At 40.2% G+C, this 22,642-nt stretch carries 14 protein-coding genes and 1 rRNA gene; 10 read left to right on the forward strand and 5 right to left on the reverse strand.

Going from position 1 to position 22,642, the window contains the following annotated elements; all coding sequences use genetic code 11:
* Window positions 1–18: 18 nt before the first annotated feature.
* The gene (locus CRT24_RS05400) at window positions 19–645 is read right to left on the reverse strand and encodes a sprT domain-containing protein (protein ID WP_099370228.1); all 627 of its coding nucleotides are present in this window, start codon (window positions 643–645) and stop codon (window positions 19–21) included.
* A gap of 150 nt (window positions 646–795) precedes the next feature.
* Here CRT24_RS05400 and recN point away from each other — a divergent pair, with 150 nt between their 5' ends.
* Window positions 796–2,448 carry a DNA repair protein RecN gene (recN, locus tag CRT24_RS05405; RefSeq protein ID WP_099370229.1) on the forward strand — a complete coding sequence of 551 codons (1,653 nt, stop codon included), beginning with the start codon at window positions 796–798 and terminating at the stop codon, window positions 2,446–2,448.
* A 163-nt stretch (window positions 2,449–2,611) separates the two neighbouring features.
* Here the strand turns inward: recN and CRT24_RS05410 are convergent, their stop codons facing one another.
* From CRT24_RS05410 to ettA, 4 genes are all read right to left on the reverse strand, one after another.
* Entirely contained in the window at window positions 2,612–3,022 is a 411-nt protein-coding gene (locus CRT24_RS05410) for a hypothetical protein (protein WP_099370230.1), read from the reverse strand.
* A gap of 140 nt (window positions 3,023–3,162) precedes the next feature.
* Window positions 3,163–4,221, reverse strand: coding sequence for a response regulator (locus CRT24_RS05415; RefSeq protein ID WP_099370231.1), 1,059 nt, complete (start codon window positions 4,219–4,221; stop codon window positions 3,163–3,165).
* Entirely contained in the window at window positions 4,221–5,411 is a 1,191-nt protein-coding gene (locus tag CRT24_RS05420) for a PAS domain-containing sensor histidine kinase (RefSeq protein ID WP_099370232.1), read from the reverse strand. Before CRT24_RS05420 ends, CRT24_RS05415 begins: the two co-directional genes overlap by 1 nt.
* 5 nt (window positions 5,412–5,416) lie before the next feature.
* Window positions 5,417–7,099: an energy-dependent translational throttle protein EttA gene (gene ettA, locus CRT24_RS05425; protein ID WP_099370233.1), complete on the reverse strand. Its 1,683-nt coding sequence runs from the start codon at window positions 7,097–7,099 to the stop codon at window positions 5,417–5,419.
* A gap of 180 nt (window positions 7,100–7,279) precedes the next feature.
* Between ettA and CRT24_RS05430 the strand changes: the two genes are divergently transcribed.
* From CRT24_RS05430 to CRT24_RS05475, 9 genes are all read left to right on the forward strand, one after another.
* A complete protein-coding gene (locus CRT24_RS05430) occupies window positions 7,280–9,841 on the forward strand; it encodes an ATP-dependent Clp protease ATP-binding subunit (protein WP_099370234.1) in 2,562 nt (853 codons plus the stop codon).
* A gap of 889 nt (window positions 9,842–10,730) precedes the next feature.
* Complete coding sequence (locus CRT24_RS05435) at window positions 10,731–11,261, forward strand: lactate dehydrogenase (RefSeq protein ID WP_257213971.1); 531 nt, start codon at window positions 10,731–10,733, stop codon at window positions 11,259–11,261.
* Window positions 11,221–12,585 carry an oxygen-independent coproporphyrinogen III oxidase gene (hemN, locus tag CRT24_RS05440; RefSeq protein WP_099370236.1) on the forward strand — a complete coding sequence of 455 codons (1,365 nt, stop codon included), beginning with the start codon at window positions 11,221–11,223 and terminating at the stop codon, window positions 12,583–12,585. Before CRT24_RS05435 ends, hemN begins: the two co-directional genes overlap by 41 nt.
* Window positions 12,586–12,596: 11 nt before the next feature.
* The gene (locus CRT24_RS05445; RefSeq protein ID WP_099370237.1) at window positions 12,597–14,993 is read left to right on the forward strand and encodes a heavy metal translocating P-type ATPase metal-binding domain-containing protein; all 2,397 of its coding nucleotides are present in this window, start codon (window positions 12,597–12,599) and stop codon (window positions 14,991–14,993) included.
* 9 nt (window positions 14,994–15,002) lie between these two features.
* The gene (ccoS, locus tag CRT24_RS05450) at window positions 15,003–15,188 is read left to right on the forward strand and encodes a cbb3-type cytochrome oxidase assembly protein CcoS (protein WP_099370238.1); all 186 of its coding nucleotides are present in this window, start codon (window positions 15,003–15,005) and stop codon (window positions 15,186–15,188) included.
* Between the two features lie 63 nt (window positions 15,189–15,251).
* Window positions 15,252–15,617: a hypothetical protein gene (locus CRT24_RS05455; protein ID WP_099370239.1), complete on the forward strand. Its 366-nt coding sequence runs from the start codon at window positions 15,252–15,254 to the stop codon at window positions 15,615–15,617.
* Window positions 15,618–15,729: 112 nt separating this feature from the next.
* Window positions 15,730–16,836 carry an efflux RND transporter periplasmic adaptor subunit gene (locus CRT24_RS05460; RefSeq protein ID WP_099370240.1) on the forward strand — a complete coding sequence of 369 codons (1,107 nt, stop codon included), beginning with the start codon at window positions 15,730–15,732 and terminating at the stop codon, window positions 16,834–16,836.
* Window positions 16,837–16,853: 17 nt separating this feature from the next.
* A complete protein-coding gene (locus CRT24_RS05465) occupies window positions 16,854–21,416 on the forward strand; it encodes an efflux RND transporter permease subunit (RefSeq protein WP_099370241.1) in 4,563 nt (1,520 codons plus the stop codon).
* A gap of 980 nt (window positions 21,417–22,396) precedes the next feature.
* Window positions 22,397–22,642, forward strand: a 16S ribosomal RNA gene (locus CRT24_RS05475); the annotation flags it as partial.

Here is a 22,642-nt window from a genome sequence, read left to right on the forward strand (position 1 = left end):
TTATTTGGTCTTTGCAATTTAAGAATTTGATTTTATATCAACAGGTAACACTTCTGCTATCGGGTGAAATAAATAAATCCTCTGTGTCTTAACTTCAAGACATTTGTATCTTTTTCTAAGCCTCTCCAGTTTTTGGAATACCCGACCGTTTTTGATACTGAAGTAACTGTTAAATTCAATCGTGTCAATCGTTACCATCTCACTCTCCGACTTGTCATACGATTTCAGAACCTTATATAAAGTCAAATCCGTACAACTTGATGCAGCTGGATTGCTCATATATTTGGTCAATGCAAAATGGACGTCTTCCGGAAATAAGTTCAGTTTGATAAAAGGGTCCATCAAACTTTTAAAATTATTCTTCCATTCCAAACCATGAGGTTTGACCTTATTCTTGTGCAATTGCCAAGTCTTCAGATGTGCAAACTCATGTACCGTCGTAATAAGAAATGAATACGGATTCAAATCATGATTGATCGTGATCTGATGGGGTTCGTTTTTAAATGGAGAACGGTAATCTCCCAGTTTAGATGCCCTGGAACGAGTTACCTTAAACCTACAGCCGGTATCATTGATCCATTCGGAAATAATAGGAGCGGCGGTAGATGGAATATACTTACTTAACTGTTTGCTAAAATCCGGCATGAAATACAAACATATCAGTTTTTTGGAGAATTTATAATATTAAGAGCTTAATTTTAGCTTGGATGCAGAATTATTTATATTTGATGAATAACAATCCATTCTATTTGCTTTCAGCTCAAAAAGATTGGATTGCTAATCAGAAAAGATCGGATGTTAAGCAAACTACAGATAAAAAACTATGCATTGATTGATGCATTAGATATAAATTTCGACGAAAAACTCAATATTATAACAGGGGAAACCGGAGCTGGTAAATCCATTATTATGGGTGCATTGGGGTTGATCCTTGGAAATAGAGCAGAAAGCAAGCATTTCTTTGATGAATCCAGGAAGTGCATCATCGAAGGCCATTTCTTTATCAAGGACTATAACCTTCAGGATCTATTCAACTCCTTAGATTTAGATTATGAAGACACAAGTCTGATCCGTAGAGAACTTCATGCTGATGGTAAATCCAGAGCTTTTGTCAATGATACGCCGGTAACTTTACAAACTTTAAAAGTCCTAGGTGAAAAATTGATTGATATCCATTCCCAGCATGCTACGCTGCAAATCAATACTGAATCATTTCAACTACTTGTTTTAGATACAGTTGCTCAAAATCAATCTTTGTTATTTGACTATAAAAAGAAATACCAAGAATATAAAAAAGCAATTTCTGAATTGAAAAATTTGGAAGAAGACCTTCAAAAAGCAAGGTTAGAATCTGATTACCAACAATTTGTCTTCAATGAATTGGACCAAGCTAATTTGCAGGAAACTGAGCAGGAGGATTTGGAAGCAGAACAGTCCCAATTGGAGAACGCTGAGGAAATCAAAAGACACTTCCATGCAGCAAGTTCACAACTTCAAGACGGAGAAATCAATGTCCTGGATAGCCTAAAACAAGTGCAATCATCATTGCAGAATGGAGTTCGATATCTTCCATCATCAGAATCTTTGGTTGATCGTCTTCAAAGCACGCTCATTGAACTAAAGGATTTAAGTGCTGAGGTTGAACAAGTAGCTGATAGTATCATGATGGATGAAGAAAGGCTGACTTTGGTCAATGACAGGTTGTCTATTCTATATGATTTACAGAAGAAACATCGTGTTGCGACTGTAAAAGAATTATTGGATCTTAAGGCTGAGCTCGAAAATAAGCTCCAAGCCACTGATTCCCAAGAGGAACAAATTGAACTGCTTAAAACTAAGATTGAAAAATTGCTTCAGGAAATTTCTAAGCAAGCTGAACTCTTGACCAAAAATAGGATCAAGGCTACAAAAGTACTTGAAAAAGAAGTACAGGATGTTTTGGCTAGGGTAGGAATGCCACATGCCCAATTAAAAGTTGAAATGTCAACATTGAAAGATTTCAAATCTACAGGCCAAGATGAAGTGTCATTTTTGTTTTCGGCAAATAAAGGTCAGTCTATGCAACCTATCCATAAGGTCGCATCCGGCGGTGAGCTTTCAAGGGTGATGTTGGCAATAAAATCTTTGGTGGCAAAGACATCAGCATTACCAACCATCATATTTGATGAGATCGACACAGGTATTTCTGGGGAGGTCGCACTGAGAGTAGGGGAGTTGATGGAAGAACTGGCAGAAAACATGCAGGTAATTAGCATTACGCATTTACCTCAAATAGCATCCCAAGGTAATAGCCACTTTAAAGTTTATAAAGAAGATAAAGGAAATAAGACAAAATCCAATATAGTACTGATGAATACTGAGGAAAGGGTCTTGGAAATAGCACAAATGCTGAGTGGTGCCAATCCTGAAGATACGGCAATTCAACATGCTAAAGAAATGCTGAAATAAAATGCATTGAATAAAAAGCTGAAAATAAACTAGACTTAGCTAGCTAAAAAAATAAGATTTTTTAAAACATTAAGCTTAATAAGGAAAGCTTAGTATTAAAAGAATCACAAAATAAAAAAAACAGGTCCCTGAGCGTAGTCGAAGGGCCTGTTTTTTATTTTCTTTAGTTTCCTATTTCAGCATCGGTTAACACAATCTTAACCCGCATGGCTTTTGGAGCTTCATTCAAATTATCAAGATCAACAGCATAAAGTATAACTTCTCCAATTTTATATGAAGCATTGTATCCATGACCGTTAATTCCTTCTGAAGGAATATTATGAAAAGTGCCTTTCTGATCCTCAAATTGGATTGCAACACTCACTTCTCCATCTTCATAATATTGTTGATCCAATTCTGGAACAGGAATAATCGCAGTAAAATTGTTTCGTTCATTTCTAGTCCAATCACCTGATGCTAATGGTTCATAGTAACTGACCCCTGGAAGATAATTTGTTACATATTCCTTAGTACAAGAACTCAAACCTACTAGAGAGGCTGTCCCAATAGCTAATGCTAATAAAATTTTTTTCATGTGTGGTAATGTTATTAGTAAATAATTTCGTTTTTTCTTATTCTTATATATAAAGACGTATAAGATTGAAGAAAGTTTAAAATCTATTACAAAATCATTGCCACTTTTACCATTTTCAATAAAACTTTACCTTTATAGAACTATTGTTTAATGTTTTTCAATCGATTAACTGAAAAAATTCGAATAGCATTTCCTTCTTTTGTCAATAGCTTTTCGTCCTTAAAATCAGCCAACATCCTGCTAATAGTTTCATTTGCCGTACCTGCTAAAGCTGCTAAATCATCCCTTGAAATCTTAATAGTCACCTCATCAACTTCCGTTGTCGATTTTTCCGCAACATTAACCAATGCATTGGCAACACGTTTTCTTACAGAATCATATGCAAAGCCTAACATTTGCTCTTCTTTTTCACGAATGTTCTGCGAAAGAACTTTGATCAACTTCGAAGCAATCCCAGGTTTTTTATAAAGAAGCTCAAAAAAATTATCCTTATGGATCAAAGCTATTTCAGCATCCTCCAAGGTCGCTGAATTATCTCCGTATTTATCATTCAACAATACGGACTCAAGACCAAAGAATTGACTCTCTACATAAATATTGGTAGACAGTTCTCTCCCATCTTTATAGTTCAAGAAGCTACGTACTTTACCTTTCTTGATATAATATACATACACCGGTGTATCGCCAGCTTCATAGATGGTTTGCTTTTTCTTGATGTTCTTAATTCTACCATGGTCAGCTAAATCTTGTAATAGATACGCCTGCTCTTGTTCATCCAAACGAAGGCTGTCCATACTAGGCTCCGTTTTTACCTGAATTTGAGCACGTTTTTTAAAACGACTTTCGATAGCATTTAGCAATTCCATGTCGTCAAACGGCTTAGTTAAATAGTCATCGGCTCCCATTTCCATGGCTTTCCTTAGATCGGCTTTTTCAGCTTTCGCCGTTAAGAATATAAACGGAATCTGTTGTGTGTTCTCATGTTTACTTAACATATAGAGTACACCATAACCATCCAGCTCAGGCATCATAATGTCACAAAGAATCAAATCAGGCTTGTGCTTGATAGCCATGTCCACGCCGGTTTTGCCTTCCTCGGCTACTAAAACAGAATATTCTCCCGTTAACTCCAATATTTCAGCAGTGCTCTCACGAATGTCACTGTTATCTTCAATGATTAATATCTTTCTTTTTTCCATTACTCTTGGATAAAAAACATCTTAAAAATAGCTCCTTGATTTACTTCAGACCAATATTCCAATCGACCACCCATCAACTCAACATAACGTTTGACAATATTCAATCCCAATCCCGTACCTGGAATATTTCCAGTATTGTTCGCACGGAAGAATGGCTCAAATAGATTCTCTTGCTCCTCCAATGGAATTCCAATACCATTATCCTTCACAGTTACCAATAGTTGATTTCTGCCAATCTGAGTGTTGAACTCAATAAACGTGTCCTCACCAGAATATTTAATAGCATTTGAAACCAAATTGATAATGCTGTTTTTCAAAAGATTAGGGTCAATAAAAAATCCGGATTCCTCGCCAGTGTGTTGGTAAACAATATGTTGGTTCTTTTTACAGATCAATTGCATCTCCTCAGCAATCTCCTCACCAAGGTGAACAATATTCGTCTCTGCTTTATTAACCACGACAACCCCAGCCTCCAATTTCTCCAGATTCAAAAAGTCATTCAAAATAGTGTTCAGTAACTGAACGGAACTTTTGATCCTGCTCGTATGTTTTTCAATCGGGGCATATTCTGCTTTGTCAACATATCGGTCAATAAGGGAAGCTGATAATTGAACGGAGCTCAATGGCGTCCTGAATTCATGGGAAGCCATAGAAACAAATCGAGATTTAAGTTGACTCAATTCCTTCTCCTTTTCCAGAGAAACACTGACATCTGCCTTGGCACGCTCTAGTTCTGAAACAAGCTTAATCAGATCCTTTGTTCTTTCCCGCACCTTCAGCTCCAGCTCTTGGGTATGCTTTTTCAATTCATTTTCCGCTTGCTTCTCTTTGGTTAGGTCATGGACAAAACCAGTGAATATCTTACGGTCTTTATAAAAAACTTCACTAACAGCTAGACGAAAAGGAAATGTAGAACCATCCTTTTTAAGACCTCTGACCTCTCGACCAATTCCTATGATTCGCTTTCTCCCAGTTTCTTCATAATTGGAAATATACCGGTCGTGGTTAGAGCGGTCAGGTTCTGGCATCAATACAGAGATGTTTTTACCCACCACTTCTTCTGCCTCATAGCCGAATAACTCCAGAGCTGCCGGATTGATGCTCTCGACAATACCATGGTTATCGATAGTAATAATACCATCTATGGCATTCTCGATAATGGCTTCTAATAGTCTAGCTGATTCTAACACGGTGATTATTTAACTAATTTTTTGTACTTAATTCTTTTTGGACCCACATCACCAAGGCGTTTCTTACGGTTTTCCTCATATTCAGTGTAGTTCCCTTCAAAGAAATATACCTGTGAATCCCCTTCAAATGCCAAAATATGTGTACAGATCCTGTTCAAGAACCAACGGTCATGGGAAATAATTACAGCACATCCGCCAAAATTCTCTAAACCCTCTTCTAATGCTCGTAAGGTGTTCACATCAATATCATTCGTCGGCTCATCCAGTAACAATACGTTTGATCCTTTTTTCAATGTAATGGCTAAATGGACACGATTCCGCTCTCCTCCTGATAATACACCTACTTTTTTCTGTTGATCCGCTCCATTGAAATTGAACTTAGAAACATAAGCCCTAGAATTCATCGACTTATTGCCTAGCATAATATTTTCATTACCACCGGTAATATTTTCCCAAACAGTTTTGTTTGGATCCAGGTCGTCATGCATTTGGTCTACATAGCCCAATGCAACGGTTTCACCAACTCGGAAAGTTCCCGAATCAGGTTGTTCCTGACCTGTGATCAATCTAAATAAAGTCGTTTTACCTGCACCATTTGGACCAATGATACCCACGATACCAGCAGGAGGTAGGGAGAAGCTTAAGTTTTCGAATAAAATACGATCACCGTAGGCTTTGCTTACATCCGTGGCTTCGATAACCACATTTCCCAATCGTGGTCCTGGTGGAATAAATAGCTCTAATTTTTCTTCTCGTTCCTTAGTTTCCTCAGAAGCTAATTTTTCATAATTATGCAAACGAGCCTTAGATTTGGCATGTCTAGCTTTTGGAGCCATTTTCACCCATTCCAACTCTCGTTCTAAGGTCTTTTGGCGTTTGCTTTCAGTTTTTTCTTCTTGTGCTAAGCGTTTCGCTTTTTGATCCAACCAGGATGAGTAGTTCCCTTTCCATGGAATTCCTTCCCCGCGGTCAAGCTCTAAGATCCAACCGGCAACATTATCCAAGAAATAACGGTCGTGGGTAACGGCAATTACGGTTCCTTTATATTGTTGTAGGTGTTGTTCTAACCAGTCAATGGATTCGGCATCCAAGTGGTTGGTAGGCTCATCTAATAATAAAACGTCAGGTTCTTGTAATAAAAGTCGACACATTGCTACCCGTCTACGCTCACCTCCTGACAAATTGGCAATCAAAGCGTCAGGCTCCGGACATCTTAGCGCGTCCATCGCTCGCTCTAATTTACTGTCCAATTCCCAAGCATTCGTCGCATCTATAATATCTTGTAATTCACCTTGTCTAGCTAAAAGTTTATCCATTTCATCTGGATTCTCATAAACTTCTGGTAGGCCGAATTTTTCGTTTATTTCTTCGTATTCTTTTAAGATAGATGTTGTTTCTGCAACACCCTCTTCCACGATTTCTTTGACTGTCTTGCTAGGGTCTAATTCAGGCTCTTGAGCCAAATAACCCACAGAATAGCCCGGTGAGAATACCACTTCACCTTGGTACGATTTGTCAAGTCCAGCGATAATCTTTAATAAGGAAGATTTACCCGAACCATTTAAACCAATTACACCGATTTTCGCTCCATAGAAAAAAGATAGGTAAATGTTCTTAAGTACTTGTTTGGATGGGGGATAAATTTTGTTTACCCCAGCCATTGAGAAGATAATTTTTTCGTCCGACATAGGTTCTATGAAAGTTTGTTTATAGTTTTTACACAAAGATAATGTAATTACTGACAAATTGATAGTTTTAGCGCGGTGGCGCAATTGTTGATAAAAAATATTTATAACAAATGGGTGTGAAGTGTATTTTTATTACATTTATACTGTTGATCACCCGAATTTAATTGAGAAAGGAATTTAATGGAAGCAAAATTTTCACCCCGAGTTAAAGATGTTATCTCCTATAGTCGTGAAGAAGCATTGCGCTTACGTCACGATTATATCGGTACCGAACATCTATTGCTGGGATTAATACGTGAGGGCGATGGAGTGGCAATTAAGGTATTGAAAAATATCGGCGTTGACATGGGCGCAGTACGCCAGTCGGTGGAGGATGCTGTGAAAGGTTCTTCCGTTTCACGATCCCCAATCAGTAACATGCCTCTGACCAAACAAGCCGAAAAGGTCTTGAAAATTACTTATTTGGAAGCTAAAATCTTTAAAAGTGATATTATTGGAACCGAGCATTTATTGTTAGCGATTCTACGCGATGAAGAAAACATCGCATCACAAATCTTACAGCAATTCAATGTTTCATATAACGTGTTCAAATCTGAAGTCGAACAAAATGCTACTGGCATAACGGATGAAGCTTCTAACACCCCTTCTGGTGGTGAAGATGAATACGCTGATGAAGATTCACAATTTTCATCCCCTAAGAAAGTATCTGACATTAAATCTAAAACACCGGTTTTGGATAACTTCGGACGAGACTTGACTAAAGCCGCAGAAGAAGGAAAATTGGATCCTATCGTAGGGCGTGAAAAAGAAATCGAAAGGGTTTCGCAGATTCTTTCGCGTAGAAAGAAGAACAACCCTATTTTAATTGGTGAACCTGGTGTAGGTAAATCAGCAATCGCTGAAGGTCTTGCATTAAGAATCATCCAAAGAAAAGTTTCTAGAGTGCTCTTTAACAAACGTGTCGTTACTTTAGACCTGGCTTCATTGGTAGCCGGAACTAAATATAGAGGACAGTTTGAAGAACGTATGAAAGCAGTAATGAATGAATTGGAGAAATCACCAGATGTAATCTTATTTATTGATGAGATACATACTATCGTAGGTGCTGGTGGTGCATCAGGTTCGTTAGATGCCTCAAACATGTTCAAACCTGCTTTGGCACGTGGAGAAATCCAATGTATTGGTGCAACAACTCTTGATGAGTACCGCCAATATATTGAGAAAGACGGTGCTTTGGACCGTCGTTTCCAAAAAGTTACTGTAGAACCAACTTCAATCGATGATACGATCGAAATCCTTAACCGTATCAAAGATAAATATGAAGAACATCACAACGTAACTTATACTCCTGAAGCTATTGATGCTTGTGTGTCCCTGACCACAAGATATATCACAGACAGATTCTTGCCAGATAAAGCAATCGATGCTTTGGATGAATCAGGATCTCGTGTACACTTGAACAATATCCATGTTCCGCAGAGCATCATCGATATCGAAGAGAAAATCGAAGAAGTAAAAGTGGAGAAAAACAAGGTTGTTCGTAGCCAGAAGTATGAAGAAGCAGCTAAACTTCGTGACACTGAAAAGAAATTGATCGAAGAACTTGAAAAAGAAAAAGCAGCTTGGGAAGCGGAAACCAAAACGAAACGCTATACAGTAACAGAAGATAATGTTGCTGAAGTTGTTTCAATGATGACCGGTATTCCTGTTCAACGAGTTAGCCAATCTGACAGCCAGAAATTATTGAACATGGGTGATTCCATGAAAGGAAGAATTATTGGTCAAGATGACGCTGTTCAAAAATTGGTGAAAGCAATTCAACGTACTCGTGCTGGACTAAAAGACCCTAAAAAACCTATTGGATCATTTATATTCCTAGGTCCTACTGGGGTTGGTAAAACAGAATTAGCAAAAGAGCTTGCTCGTTTTATGTTTGATTCTGAAGATGCATTGATCCAGATCGACATGAGTGAGTATATGGAGAAATTTGCCGTATCTCGTTTAGTAGGTGCGCCTCCAGGATACGTTGGTTATGAAGAAGGTGGTCAGTTGACCGAAAAAGTACGCCGTAAACCATACGCTGTTGTATTGTTGGATGAGATCGAAAAAGCTCACCCTGATGTATTCAACTTGTTATTACAAGTTTTGGATGAAGGACAATTAACAGATAGTCTTGGACGCAAGGTAGACTTTAGGAATACGATCATTATCATGACTTCGAATATTGGTGCCCGTCAATTGAAAGAATTTGGACAAGGTGTAGGATTTACTACGGCTGCCAAAGAAAATCAAGCTGACTCGCATTCAAGAGGAGTGATCGAAACAGCATTGAAACGTGCCTTCGCTCCAGAATTCTTGAACCGTATCGATGATGTAATCGTATTCAACTCATTAACAAAAGAGCATATCTTCAAGATTATTGATATCGAACTTAGATCATTGTTTGCTCGTATAGAAGGACTAGGTCACAAAATAAACTTGACCGAAACCGCCAAAAACTACATTGCTGAAAAAGGCTATGACAGTAACTTTGGTGCAAGACCTTTGAAACGTGCCATCCAGAAATACCTAGAAGATCCAATTGCCGAGGAAATCCTGAAAGGAGAACTTAAGTCCGGCGAGACCATCTTGGTAGACTATGACGATGACAAAAAAGAAATTGTCGTCTCGGCCGCTAAAGATCAAAAAGACGATGACTCTTCACTGGCATCAGATGTCAAGAACAACAAGAAAAAAGATTAAAATTTAAAAAAGCTGCTTGGTTTCCCAAGCAGCTTTTTTAGTATTTAGTAGAGAGTATTTAGTATTTAGACGACTATATAGTTTCAAACACCGCCAGACCTAAACTTTAAACACTTACACATTTTAGACACCGATCTCTTAACGAAGCCGGAAGCCGGTCGCTGAGCGGAGCCGAAGCGCAGGCTAACGCACAAGTCCATCCGAAGGCAAGTCTCCCCTCAGTCGAAGGGAAGGCCACCTTGCCTAAAACTCGATGATAATTCAAAGCCGACGCCCGCTCATTTCTAGTTGCGGAAGAATGGATAAAATGCCGCGGCATTTGAGGGGTGGCCTTGCCCTTTCGCCGTGGCTGTTGTCTCCACCAGCCACTGAAAATCAATTATCTCCTCCAAAGAGATAATTGATTAGAACGGCATCCTCGGCAAAAAGGCATTTTGTCCATGAGCGTTGGAATTGCGCGACAAGCCACCTTAAATGAGCAAGCGTTTTTGTTACTTTTGCGCCTCAAAAGTAACTGCACAGTGCCATGGAATGGCAATCGTAATTTGTGTTAATTAGATTAGGACTTTCCAGCGCATTGCCTAACGCTCAAAACTTGAGCACACTTAGCTAATGATGGTTGGTGGGGACACCAACCATGGCGTCCTTTTGCGCCTCAAAAGTAACTGCACCCTGCCATGGAATGGCAAATCGCAGTTTGTGTTAATTAGATTAGGACTTTCCAGCGAATTGCCTAACGCTCAAAACTTGAGAACACTTAGCTGAAGATTGTTGGTGGGGACACCAACCATGGCGTCAATTTGCGCCTCAAAAGTAACTGCACCTCTGCCATGGATGGCAAACCCATCTTGCTAATCTCTTCCCAACGTGATTTATATCACTTTCTGCCATGATGCAGTTCATTCATTACCCACCATTTATACTCTACTTTTGGGATTATAAACTACTTTACTTAGGGATGAGAGTGATTGCATACAACATTTTGGGTCCGGAGAAGGAGCACCTCGCCAAGGCTAATGGGAAGGTTCATGATTTAACTCTGATATCTAACGAGTTGAATTTTAGCACGATGCATTATGCGATTGGAAAGGAAGCTGTGATTATTTCCGACCGAGATGTGCTGGATAGAGTAATGTTATTTGAACTCTACAAGATTGGTATTCGAAATATCGTAACCCGTTCAAGATCCACTGAACATATTGACCTAGATTATGCCGGAGAATTGAAAATACATGTTGCAAATGTCCCATTCGAAACTTCTTTGCAAGGTGTAGCCAAGCAGACTATCATGAACCTCACACAATGGATGGTGGGAGGCTGTGCAGGGGAAGCTTGCCAATGTAGAATGGATTGCAAAAACAAGGTTAATTTAAGACAATATGGAAACGGAGACTCTAAACAAACTGATCAACAAATATAATGTAGCGGCACCACGCTATACCAGTTATCCAACTGTACCTTTTTGGGAAAATGAACTCTTCAATGTCAATGATTGGACAGAGAGAGTTGCCTTGAACTTTTCTAAATCTAAAGATCAAGGAATCAGCATTTACGTGCACCTCCCATATTGCGAAAGTTTATGTACCTATTGTGGATGTAATACCCGAATTACTAAAAACCATCAGGTAGAGGATCCTTATATTACATCGCTATTGAAAGAATGGCAGATGTATAAGGAGATCCTGAAGGAAGAAAAATTGAAGATCGCCGAAATCCACTTAGGTGGAGGTACACCAACTTTTTTTACAGCAGAGAATTTACATCGCTTGATCTCCGGTTTATTGGATGGCAATGAAAAAACTGAAGGCGCGTCATTTTCTTTTGAAGCCCACCCAGCTAATACTACATACGAACATTTAAAAACTTTATTTGATTTAGGATTCAAAAGATTAAGCTTAGGGATCCAAGATTTTGATGAAAGAGTGCAATTCATTATCAACAGGCACCAGACTGTTGATGATGTCGCCCGTGTGATGGAGGATGCTAGGGGATTGGGCTATGAATCCATTAACTTTGACCTTATATATGGATTACCATTACAAACAGCTGAATCTGTAAGAATGACCATCGAAAAATCAATGGAATTAAATCCAGATCGGATTTCATTTTACAGCTATGCACATGTGCCTTGGATTAAACCTGGTCAAAGAAGATTTACCGAACACGACCTTCCAGTAGGCGAAGAAAAGTTAAACCTATATAAGTTAGGAAAACAAATGATTCAGGACTGCGGTTACAAAGATGTAGGTATGGATCACTTTGCCAAAACAGACGATGCTCTTTACCTAGCTTCGATGGATGGTACGCTGCACCGGAATTTCATGGGCTATGCAGATCGTTATACTCCATTATTGATAGGTTTGGGAGTATCTTCCATTTCAGATGCATGGACTGCCTTTGCACAGAATGTAAAAACAGTAGAAGAATATCATGAGCTGATCGGTAAGGGTATACTGCCAGTAGTCAAAGGGCATATATTGAATGACGAAGATATTGTGTTAAGGCAATATATCCTGGATATGATGTGTAGAGGAAAGGTTGTTTTAAAAGAAGGATTCGAATTGAATGAAAAGATTATGGATCGTTTAGTACCTTTAATAAATGACCAATTGGTAGAAGCTAATGAAAATATAATTCAAATCACTGAAATAGGGAAGTCATTCTTAAGAAATGTTTGTATGGCCTTTGATGAGAGACTGCAACAAACAAAAGAAAGAGAAAACTTATTTAGTCAAGCAATTTAATTCCATAAAACATGTCAACAAAAGGGGAATTACAATTAAAAACTTCATGTTATCACTGTGGTGATACCGTAGAAGATTCTGCCTATATATTGGAAGACCACCGTTTTTGTTGCCTTGGTTGCCAAACAGTATATCAGATACTGAATGACAACAATATGGCTAGTTATTATAAGTACAACAGTCATCCAGGAAAATCTCAAAAAGCTCAAAAAGAAGATCTGTCATACCTCGATGAACCTAATATCATTGCCAAATTGGTAGATTACCAAGATGATGAATTGGCAATTATAACCTTTTATGTTCCTGCCATTCATTGCAGTTCATGTATTTGGTTATTGGAGCATCTTTATAAATTACATCCAGGGGTTAAAACCTCTCAGGTAGATTTTATGAAGAAGCAGGCGAGCATTACCTTCAAGAAAAATGAAATCAGCTTGCGTGAGTTGGTGGAATTGCTGCACAAGATTGGCTACGATCCTAAGATAACCCTTCAAGATGTAGTCAAGGAAGGAAAGAAAATCAATCAGAGCAAATTGATTGCTAAAATCACAGTTGCGGGATTCTGTTTTGGCAACTCCATGATGATTTCATTTCCTGAGTATTTTGGAATGGCAGAATTTGAACGCCAATATTCCAATTTCTTTGGATACATGAACCTCGCGTTTGGATTGCCGGTATTGCTGTACAGTGCATCAGATTATTTTAAATCCGCTTGGTTAAGTCTAAAACAGAAAAGGCTCAACCTAGATGTGCCGTTGGCATTGGGGATTTTTGTGCTGTTTTTTAGATCTGCATATGAAATTCTTTCACAGACAGGAGCAGGGTTTATGGATACCTTATGTAGTTTGGTCTTCTTTATCCTGATCGGAAAATATGTACAACAGAGAACTTATTATCATATTTCATTTGAGAGAGATTATCGCTCCTATTTTCCTGTTGCAGTCACCGTATTGGAAGATGAATCAGCTAAGCCTACCCAGATTGCAGATCTGCAGGTTGGCGATAGAATATTGGTCAGAAACAATGAGATCATCCCTGCGGATGCAATTCTATTAAAAGGAAATGCATCGGTAGACTTCAGCTTTGTAACAGGTGAAAGTAAACCTGTAGAAAAAATTCTTGGAGAAGTTGTGTATGCTGGTGGAAGACAAATGGGCGAGGCCATCGAACTCGAAGTAGTGAAAGCAGTATCCCAAAGTTATTTGACAAAACTTTGGAACAATGATAGTTTCAAACAATATGAGAAGAAATTCGACACCTTCGTAGGTTATATCAGTAAATATTTCACCATAGGTTTGCTTTTGATAGCATTTTCTGCTTGTGCATTTTGGTGGATGGGCGGAAATCCAGACAAGGCCTGGGGGGCATTTACCGCAGTATTGATTATTGCTTGTCCATGTGCCTTGGCATTGAGCTCTCCATTTACACTTTCTGCAGCACTGAGTATTTTCGACAAGAATAAACTCTATATAAAAAATACTGCAGCAATTGAACAGATGGCGGCAATCGATACAGTTGTTTTCGATAAAACTGGAACCATATCATCGCCAAATGCTTCTAGTATGTATTTTGAGGGTAACCTGAATACTATGGAACGCAATTTATTGGCCTCCCTATGTAGAAATTCAAACCACCCGCTGAGCAGAGAAATTCTGAAATGGTTGGGAAATGTTGATATGATAGCTATCTCGGGATATCAAGAAGTCGTGGGAAGAGGACAGTCAGGACGATATTTGGATTATAGCATTCGTGTTGGTAGTGCTTCTTATGTCCATACAGATAAAGTAGATCTGGAAGGTTCTGTCGTTTATGTAAAGATAAATGATAACCTAAAGGGATATTTTACTTTAGAACAATCTTGGAGATCTGGATTGAATGAAGTAATCAATGAGTTAAAATCTGAAGAGTATGATTTGCACCTTATTTCGGGTGACAATGAGCGCCGTGCAGATGCGCTGAGAATGATTTTCCCTTCCAAAGCATATTTACTGTTTAACCAAACGCCATCAGAGAAATTGAACAGGATTTCTGATTGGCAGAACCATGGTAAAAAAGTATGTATGTTGGGTGATGGCCTTAACGATGCCGGTGCATTGAGAAAAGCAGACTTGGGAATAGCGGTATCCGATGATATCAATAATTTTTCACCGGGTTGTGATGCTATCTTAGATGGTGAGGCATTTTATAAATTGCCGAAATTCTTCGAATTCAGTAAAGATGCAGTGAAGGTAATTAAGATGTCCTTTGTTATTTCATTGCTCTATAATATAGTAGGATTAAGCTTTGCAGTTCAAGGTACAATGTCACCCTTGTTTGCAGCTATTTTAATGCCTATCAGTACCGTTACGATTATATCATTTACAAGTTTAATGACTCGATGGTATGCAAAACGGAGAAAATTAATTTAACTTTATATCATGAACATCATATTTTTCTTAATCGGTTGTAGCGTACTCATTGCGTTGTTCTTTTTAGGGGCCTTTTTCTGGGCTAGCAAAAACGGGCAGCATGAAGATACCTATACACCATCGGTAAGAATTTTGTTTGACGACGAGCCATCAGAACCAGAACCGAACTCTGAAAAAGTGGCTTCAAAAAACTAAAATCACAGTTTTTTTACATTTATAATACCTTTTTGCATAAGGGCTTCCTTATCTTTGTGCCGTATGTTTCGACTATTGCATTTCTTGGCACTCTTCGGTTACCTCAATGTTCTTTGCTTGGAGGTAAAGTCTTTTGACTTGTTCGGAAGCTCAACTGTTGTTGCCAACGAAACCCTAGTTGAAATAGTATTGGAAGATGTCCTAGACCTAACTCACACTGACAATTCAGAAACTCTTCCGGAAATTATCTTCGATGAATATCGAATTTTTGCCCTAATCCTAGGTTTATTGCCCTTAGTTTTAGTTTTCACATGGTTGATCTCTAGAATCTCAAGGCTAATTACCACCATCAAACATCCTTTTTATCTATCCAAGACTATATGCCTCCCTGGCTATTACCAATTCTTGTATAGATACCGCCCATTCTAAAAAAAATGCTTTTACGCTTCTTAGGCAAGAAGTGATGGCTTTGCTATGCATATAGCTGAGCTAAATACACTATTGTATTCTATTTTATTTATATACCACATTTATTTTTGCTATGAAAAAACAAAACATACTACTTCCGGTAGTAGGTTGTGCACTATTTGTTGCGTCTTGTACTGCAACAAGCAACGAAAAAACAACGGCCGAGGCGCCAAAAGTCGTACCTGTAACTAATCTGGTCCAATTGGACACAGTAGTCTACAAAGAATATATCGCAGATATCCAGTCCCAACGAAACGTAGAATTGCGCTCTCGTTTAGTTGGCTTTTTGGACAGGATCTTTGTCGATGAGGGTGCTTTTGTAAAAAAAGGCCAGGTCTTGTTCTCTTTGGTAGCCGATGAATATCGCGCTGACCTTGCCCAAGCACAGGCTGCGGTAAGCAGTGCGGAAGCAGAAGTTAAAAAAGTAGAATTGGAAATGGAAAGAACCCAAAAATTGGTTCAAAAAAATATCGTAAGTTCTACAGAATATGATTTGTTGAAGGTACAGCATCGTGCAGCAAGAGCAAAGGTCGGTGAAGCTGAGGCTGTTTTGAACCAAGCGAGAACGCGTATGGCAAACACTCAAATCCGCGCACCTTTTGATGGAAGAATTGATAGGATTCAACTGAAAGAAGGGTCTTTGTTGGAAGAAGGTTCTTTATTGACTACCATCTCCGACATAAACAATATGAATGTTTACTTTGATATCTCAGAACAAGAATACTTGGGAATTGCTTCTGATTCGTCATTCAACAGGAATAATTTCAAAAAAGAAGTGCAATTGATCTTGGCCAATGGATTTCTTTATCCAACAAAGGGCATTGCTGAAATCGTGGAAAGTGGATTTGAAGCAAGTACAGGTTCAATATCTTTGAGGGCTAGATTCCAAAACCCACAAGGATTATTAAAACACGGTGCAACAGGAAGGATCGGTGTGCCTGTTCAGACTGGAGACTTATTGTTAGTTCACCAAAAATCAGTTTTTGAAATCCAGGATAAAGCATATGTATATACCTTAAAAGGTGACACTGTTAAAATGACTCCTTTTCAATCTGGCCAACGTGTTGGACATTATTATGTTGTTGAAAACGGATTGCCAGCAGATTCTAAGGTGGTGTACGAAGGTGCTAAAACACTTCGTGATGGTATGGTTATTCAACCAAAAATGGTTAAAAACTAAGGAGGGAGAAGCCATACATGTTTGAAAAATTTATTAAGAGGCCAGTGCTATCATTGGTCATCTCGATCTTTATTACCCTTTTGGGTGTCTTGGCATTGTTCACCTTGCCCATCACCCAGTTCCCTGATATCGTACCTCCATCTGTCGTTGTAACAGCAAACTATACTGGTGCGAATGCCGAAGTAAGTACAAATGCTGTAGCTATCCCATTGGAAAAAGCTATTAATGGGGTAGCAGGAATGACCTACATGAGTTCAGTGTCTACCAATAATGGTAACACGTTGATTCAGGTCTTCTTTGAAGTGGGTACAGACCCAGATATTGCTGCGGTAAACGTGCAGAACAGGGTAACAACCGTATTGGACGAATTACCTGAAGAAGTTATCAAAGCTGGTGTAACCACAGAAAAAGAAGTGAACAGTATGTTGATGTATCTGAATTTGTATACAGATGACGAGACTGCTGACGAAAGATTTATATACAACTTTACCGATATCAACATCCTTAAGGAATTAAAACGTATCGAAGGAGTTGGGTTTGCACAGATCATGGGAATGAAGGATTATGCAATGCGTATCTGGGTTAAGCCAGATCGATTATCGGCATATTCCATATCCACAGAGGAATTAGTTACTGCATTACGTAGACAGAATATCGAAGCGGCACCTGGTCAGACAGGGATCAGCTCGGATAAAACAGTCAACATGCAGCAATATGTACTGCGTTATCCTGGTAAATTTACAGAGATCAGCGAATATGAAAATATTCCAATCCGTGCCAATGTTGATGGGTCAATTATCCGTGTAAAAGATATTGCAGATGTAGAATTTGGATCCTTGGATTATGAAATGGTTTCAAAAACAGATGGTAGACCTTCTGCTTCAATTATGATCAAGCAGCTGCCAGGTTCAAATGCTCAGGAAGTAATCCAACGTGTTAAGGATCGAATGGCAGAATTAAAAGATGCTACTTTCCCTCCTGGAATGACCTATACTATGGGTTATGATGTTTCTCGATTCTTGAATGCTTCTATTTCAAGTGTATTGGTGACTTTAGTGGAAGCCTTTATCTTGGTATTCTTGGTCGTGTTTATTTTCCTTCAGGATTTTAGAGCAACCATTATTCCAATCCTTGCCGTACCGGTGTGTTTGATCGGTTCACTTTTCTTTATGCAGATGATGGGTTTCTCCATCAATCTATTGACTTTATTCGCACTCGTCTTAGCCATAGGTATTGTCGTCGACAACGGTATTGTCGTCGTCGAGGCCGTGTATGCCAAGATGGAGGAAGAACATCTTTCTCCTATGGAAGCTACATTGGCCGCAATGGATGAAGTAGGATCGGCAGTTATTGCTATTACGTTGGTAATGTCAGCGGTATTCGTACCTGTTGCTTTCCTTTCGGGACCTGTGGGTATTTTCTATAGGCAGTTCTCGTTGACACTTGCGGCTGCAATTGTGATTTCAGGTATCAACGCATTGACATTGACACCAGCACTATGTGCCATTATCCTACGTTCACCACACGATAAGAAACCCGGAAACGGACTGTTGGACCGCTTCTTTAGAGGTTTCAACAAAGTATATGATAGAATTTCTGGAGGGTACAAAGGATTGCTCTCAAAGATTGCAGGTCGTCGCATAATCACTTTATTAGGGTTAGTTATTATGTTCATTGCAACTTGGGGTTCCGCAGCAATCCTACCTTCCGGATTTATCCCAACTGAAGATCAAGGTATGATCTATGTTGCTGTAACTACGCCTCCGGGCGCTACAGTAGACCGTACTGAAGCTGTTCTAAATGAAGTGGATGCCATCTCTAGAGAGCTGGATATGGTAGAAACCGTATCTATCTTGGCAGGTTATAGTATCGTGACGGAAGTATCTGGTGCATCCTACGGTATGGGTATGATCAACCTGAAACAATGGGATGATCGTAAAGAATCTGTAGATGATGTCATGAAAATCCTTCGTGAGCGAACTGCTCATATTGCTGATGCTGAAATTGAATTTTTCCCACCACCAACGGTGCCAGGATTCGGTAACTCATCAGGATTTGAGTTGAGGCTATTGGATAGATCCGGAAATGAGGATTTAGCTCAAACCAACGAAGTCGTAAATGAATTTATTTCAAAACTTACCGAAGACGAAGTTATCGAGAGTGCAAGTACGACTTTCGATGTAAACTTCCCTCAATATATGCTGAAGATCGACTATGACCTGGCAGCAAAGAAAGGTATCTCTGTAGAGAATTCCATGAATACCTTGCAGACCTTATTGGGTAGTTTGTATGCTACCAACTTTATTCGCTATGGTCAAATGTACAAGGTGATGGTGCAGTCTGATGCGTTTGCAAGGCAGCGTCCTGAAGATGTATTGAACCTATATGTTAAGACTGAAGAAGGAGAGATGGTTCCTTACTCATCTTTTATGACGATGGAACGAGTTTATGGCCCAGAGCAGATCACACGTTATAATATGTTTACTTCGGCAATGATCACCGGTCAGGCTGCGCCTGGGTTCAGTTCGGGGCAAGCTATTGAAGCAGTTGAAAGAATATCCGCTGAATTACCACAAGGCTATGCTATAGAATGGTCTGGTATGACACGCGAGCAAAAGATTTCCGGTAATCAAGCTGCCTATATCTTCCTGCTTTGTTTGGTCTTTGTGTATTTGCTTTTGGCTGCGCAATACGAAAGTTTCTTATTGCCAATGCCGGTTCTTTTATGTTTGCCAGCAGGACTGTTCGGTGCATTCTTGTTCCTAAAAGTCTTCGGGCTGGAGAACAATATCTACGCGCAGGTATCCCTGGTCATGCTGATCGGTTTATTGGGTAAGAACGCAATTCTTATTGTTGAATATGCTAACCTAAAACGAAAACAGGGTATGGATGTATTAACTGCTTCTATAGAAGGTGCTGTTGCGCGTTTACGTCCGATTTTAATGACTTCATTTGCATTTGCTGCAGGTTTGATCCCGTTGATGCTGGCAAGTGGAGCAGGGGCAATCGGTAATAGAACCATTGGTTCTGCAGCTGTAGGAGGTATGGTTATCGGTACTATCATCGGTGTAATCGTTATTCCGGGTTTAGTAGTACTTTTCTCAAAACGTGAAAAGAAAAAGAAAATCAAGCAAGCAAGTAAAGTAGCAGTTGTCTCTGTAATTCTTTTGTTCCTTGTGGCTTCTTGTTCGGTTCCAAAAACAGCAGCGCAGAAAGAAATCTCGCCTGAACTTGGCAGCCAAACTGAGCAGGTTTTGAACGATACAAACTCTATAGCGACCTTACCTTGGAAAGATGTATTTACAGATTCACAGCTGATCTCTCTGATCGATTCTGCGATGCTGTACAATATGGATGTGCGTCAAGCAATCCACCGGATCGAAATGGCACAAGCTAATTTTAGGTTCCGTAAATCGGCATTGTATCCATCACTGGATGCTGCGGTAGAAGGTGGCTTGAGGAAATACGGCCATTATACGGAATCCGGAATAGGTAATTATGACTCTAATTTTTCCGAAAACTTAACCGATGATGAGAAACTCCCTGAGCCTTTTGTCCCTGATTACTTTGTGGGCGTTCGTTCTTCTTGGGAGCTTGATTTATGGGGCAAGCTGAGGAACCGTAGAGAAGCAGCATTCTTGCAGTTGATGTCTGAAAGTGAGCTGAAGCGACTGATCGAGACCGAGCTGATCTCTAGTATAGCCTCTGCTTACTACGAATTGATCAGCCTGGATGAGAAAGTTAAAGTCTATGGAGAGAATATTAAACTCCATGAGCGTGCTCTTGAAATTATTGAAGCTCAAAAGGAAGCTGGTCGTGCTGATGAATTGGCAGTGCAGCAGTTTAAGTCGCTGTTATCTGAGTCCAAAGCTAATCGCGCACATGCCGAACAAGAAATATTGGCCTATGAACACCAGATCAATACGCTGTTGGGCCGAGTGTATCAGCCAATTGCCAGAAGCAGCAATGTCATTGGTTCGGAAATGCTGTTCCAGGACTTGTCTGTTGGTAATCTTGATGACCTTTTGAATAATCGTTTGGATATCCGCAAAGCTGGTATGGACATGAAAGCCGATTATCATGAATTGGAATCTTCACGTTTGGCATTCTTGCCTACGGTTGCCATTAGCCCCCATTTAGGTCTGCAGTCCTTTAGTCTCGACAAGCTATTCAGTCTGGACAAGTCAGTGACTTATGGTCTGTTCGGAGGGATTACGATGCCAATCTTTAGACAAAGAGAATTGAAGTCGGAATATGAACGCATGAAAGCATCCTACGGCATCAGTTTCTTGGAATATGAAAAAACGGTCTTAAATGCAGTCAATGAAGTTTCCTTGGCATTGACAACACAGGATGCCATTGAAAACCGTTCGGTACATGTGAAAGACCAAGTTGTAGCACTTGAATCTTCTATTGGTGCTGCAGAAGAATTGTTTATAGCAGGACGGGTCACCTACCTGGACATCATCACAGCGCAAAAAGGGTTGATCGAAGCACAGGTCACTGATGTGGAAATCAATAAAGAGAAAATGCTTAATCAAGTTGTTCTCTATAAAGCCCTTGGTGGTGGATGGCAATAAATGGGTAAATAAAATAGATGGAATGGGAGAGCTTAGCTCTCCCATTTTTTTTGACCGGGCACTCTCAAAACTCGGCACTCCTATGACTCGGTAACCTCCATGTTTTCCTTTTGACTTTCCTTTTATTCTCGTTCCTTTCTCGGTATACTCTTGTTCGTCTCTCGTTCGGACCTTGTACGGACCTTGTTCGGAGCTGCTTCGGAAAACACCCGAACGAGGTCCGAACGAGGTGCGAACGAAAGAGGACTGAGAGTGGAAGGAGAGTGGAAGGAGAGTGGACGGAGAGTGGAAGGAGATCAAAAAGGCCGCCGTGGCCGGTGTCCCCACCGGCCGCCCTTACTTCCCCCTCCCCGCCTTTCCGTTCCCGTGCCCGCCGGGGTCGGCCGGGGGGCGCGCTTTCCCCCGCTGGCGCACCCGGGTGCCGGTAATCTGCCGCCCGGCCGAAAAATTATCTTTCAATGGCATAGCGAGTTACGGCCCTTGGGCAAAAAATGTTGTGCCGTGGTCTTGGAAGTAATGTGCAAATGTCCCTATCTTTGCACCACTCCGCAAGGGAGGGACGGCGGAAACGCCACTGAAATAGGGGGAAGGACGGGCGACACCGGGGGCGGCACGATGCCGGCACGGGAAGCCGAAAAGGGGCCGCGAAAATTATTTCAAAATAAATTTTGCGGATTCGAAAAAAGCTCCTACCTTTGCAGTCCCAACCAGGGGAAACGGCGATGGGCGCGACGCCCGGAGCCAACGGAAATGACAGTTTGAAGGTACAGCAGTGTACTTTACGACATAAGGCCGAAGCGCGAAGCGGAGGCGGGAAAAGTTCTTTAAATGATCATGTAGCGCAGCGGAGTTTCCGCAAGGAAGCATACGCTGAAAAGATATACAAGATAAATCAATTCAGGTATCCCGGAGCGGGAGGAAAACATTAAAACAAGACGTTTCTATTTATTATGAATAGTCACGGTCTTACACTTCATTTTACAATGGAGAGTTTGATCCTGGCTCAGGATGAACGCTAGCGGCAGGCCTAATACATGCAAGTCGGACGGGATCCGGGAGTAGCTTGCTACTTCCGGTGAGAGTGGCGCACGGGTGCGTAACGCGTGAGCAACCTGCCCATATCAGGGGGATAGCCCGGAGAAATCCGGATTAACACCGCATGACACGCCGGGACGGCATCGTTCCGGCGTCAAATATTCATAGGATATGGATGGGCTCGCGTGACA

Origin of the sequence: Sphingobacterium sp. 1.A.5, from assembly GCF_002734235.1 — a bacterium.
GTDB lineage: Bacteria > Bacteroidota > Bacteroidia > Sphingobacteriales > Sphingobacteriaceae > Sphingobacterium > Sphingobacterium daejeonense.

Coding starts and splice junctions, on each gene's coding strand:
- CRT24_RS05400 (WP_099370228.1), bottom strand. CDS start 645: ATGCCGGATTTTAGCAAACAGTTAAGTAAGTATATTCCATCTACCGCC.
- recN (WP_099370229.1), top strand. CDS start 796: ATGTTAAGCAAACTACAGATAAAAAACTATGCATTGATTGATGCATTA.
- CRT24_RS05410 (WP_099370230.1), bottom strand. CDS start 3,022: ATGAAAAAAATTTTATTAGCATTAGCTATTGGGACAGCCTCTCTAGTA.
- CRT24_RS05415 (WP_099370231.1), bottom strand. CDS start 4,221: ATGGAAAAAAGAAAGATATTAATCATTGAAGATAACAGTGACATTCGT.
- ettA (WP_099370233.1), bottom strand. CDS start 7,099: ATGTCGGACGAAAAAATTATCTTCTCAATGGCTGGGGTAAACAAAATT.
- CRT24_RS05430 (WP_099370234.1), top strand. CDS start 7,280: ATGGAAGCAAAATTTTCACCCCGAGTTAAAGATGTTATCTCCTATAGT.
- CRT24_RS05435 (WP_257213971.1), top strand. CDS start 10,731: ATGATGCAGTTCATTCATTACCCACCATTTATACTCTACTTTTGGGAT.
- hemN (WP_099370236.1), top strand. CDS start 11,221: ATGGAAACGGAGACTCTAAACAAACTGATCAACAAATATAATGTAGCG.
- CRT24_RS05445 (WP_099370237.1), top strand. CDS start 12,597: ATGTCAACAAAAGGGGAATTACAATTAAAAACTTCATGTTATCACTGT.
- ccoS (WP_099370238.1), top strand. CDS start 15,003: ATGAACATCATATTTTTCTTAATCGGTTGTAGCGTACTCATTGCGTTG.
- CRT24_RS05455 (WP_099370239.1), top strand. CDS start 15,252: ATGTTTCGACTATTGCATTTCTTGGCACTCTTCGGTTACCTCAATGTT.
- CRT24_RS05460 (WP_099370240.1), top strand. CDS start 15,730: ATGAAAAAACAAAACATACTACTTCCGGTAGTAGGTTGTGCACTATTT.
- CRT24_RS05465 (WP_099370241.1), top strand. CDS start 16,854: ATGTTTGAAAAATTTATTAAGAGGCCAGTGCTATCATTGGTCATCTCG.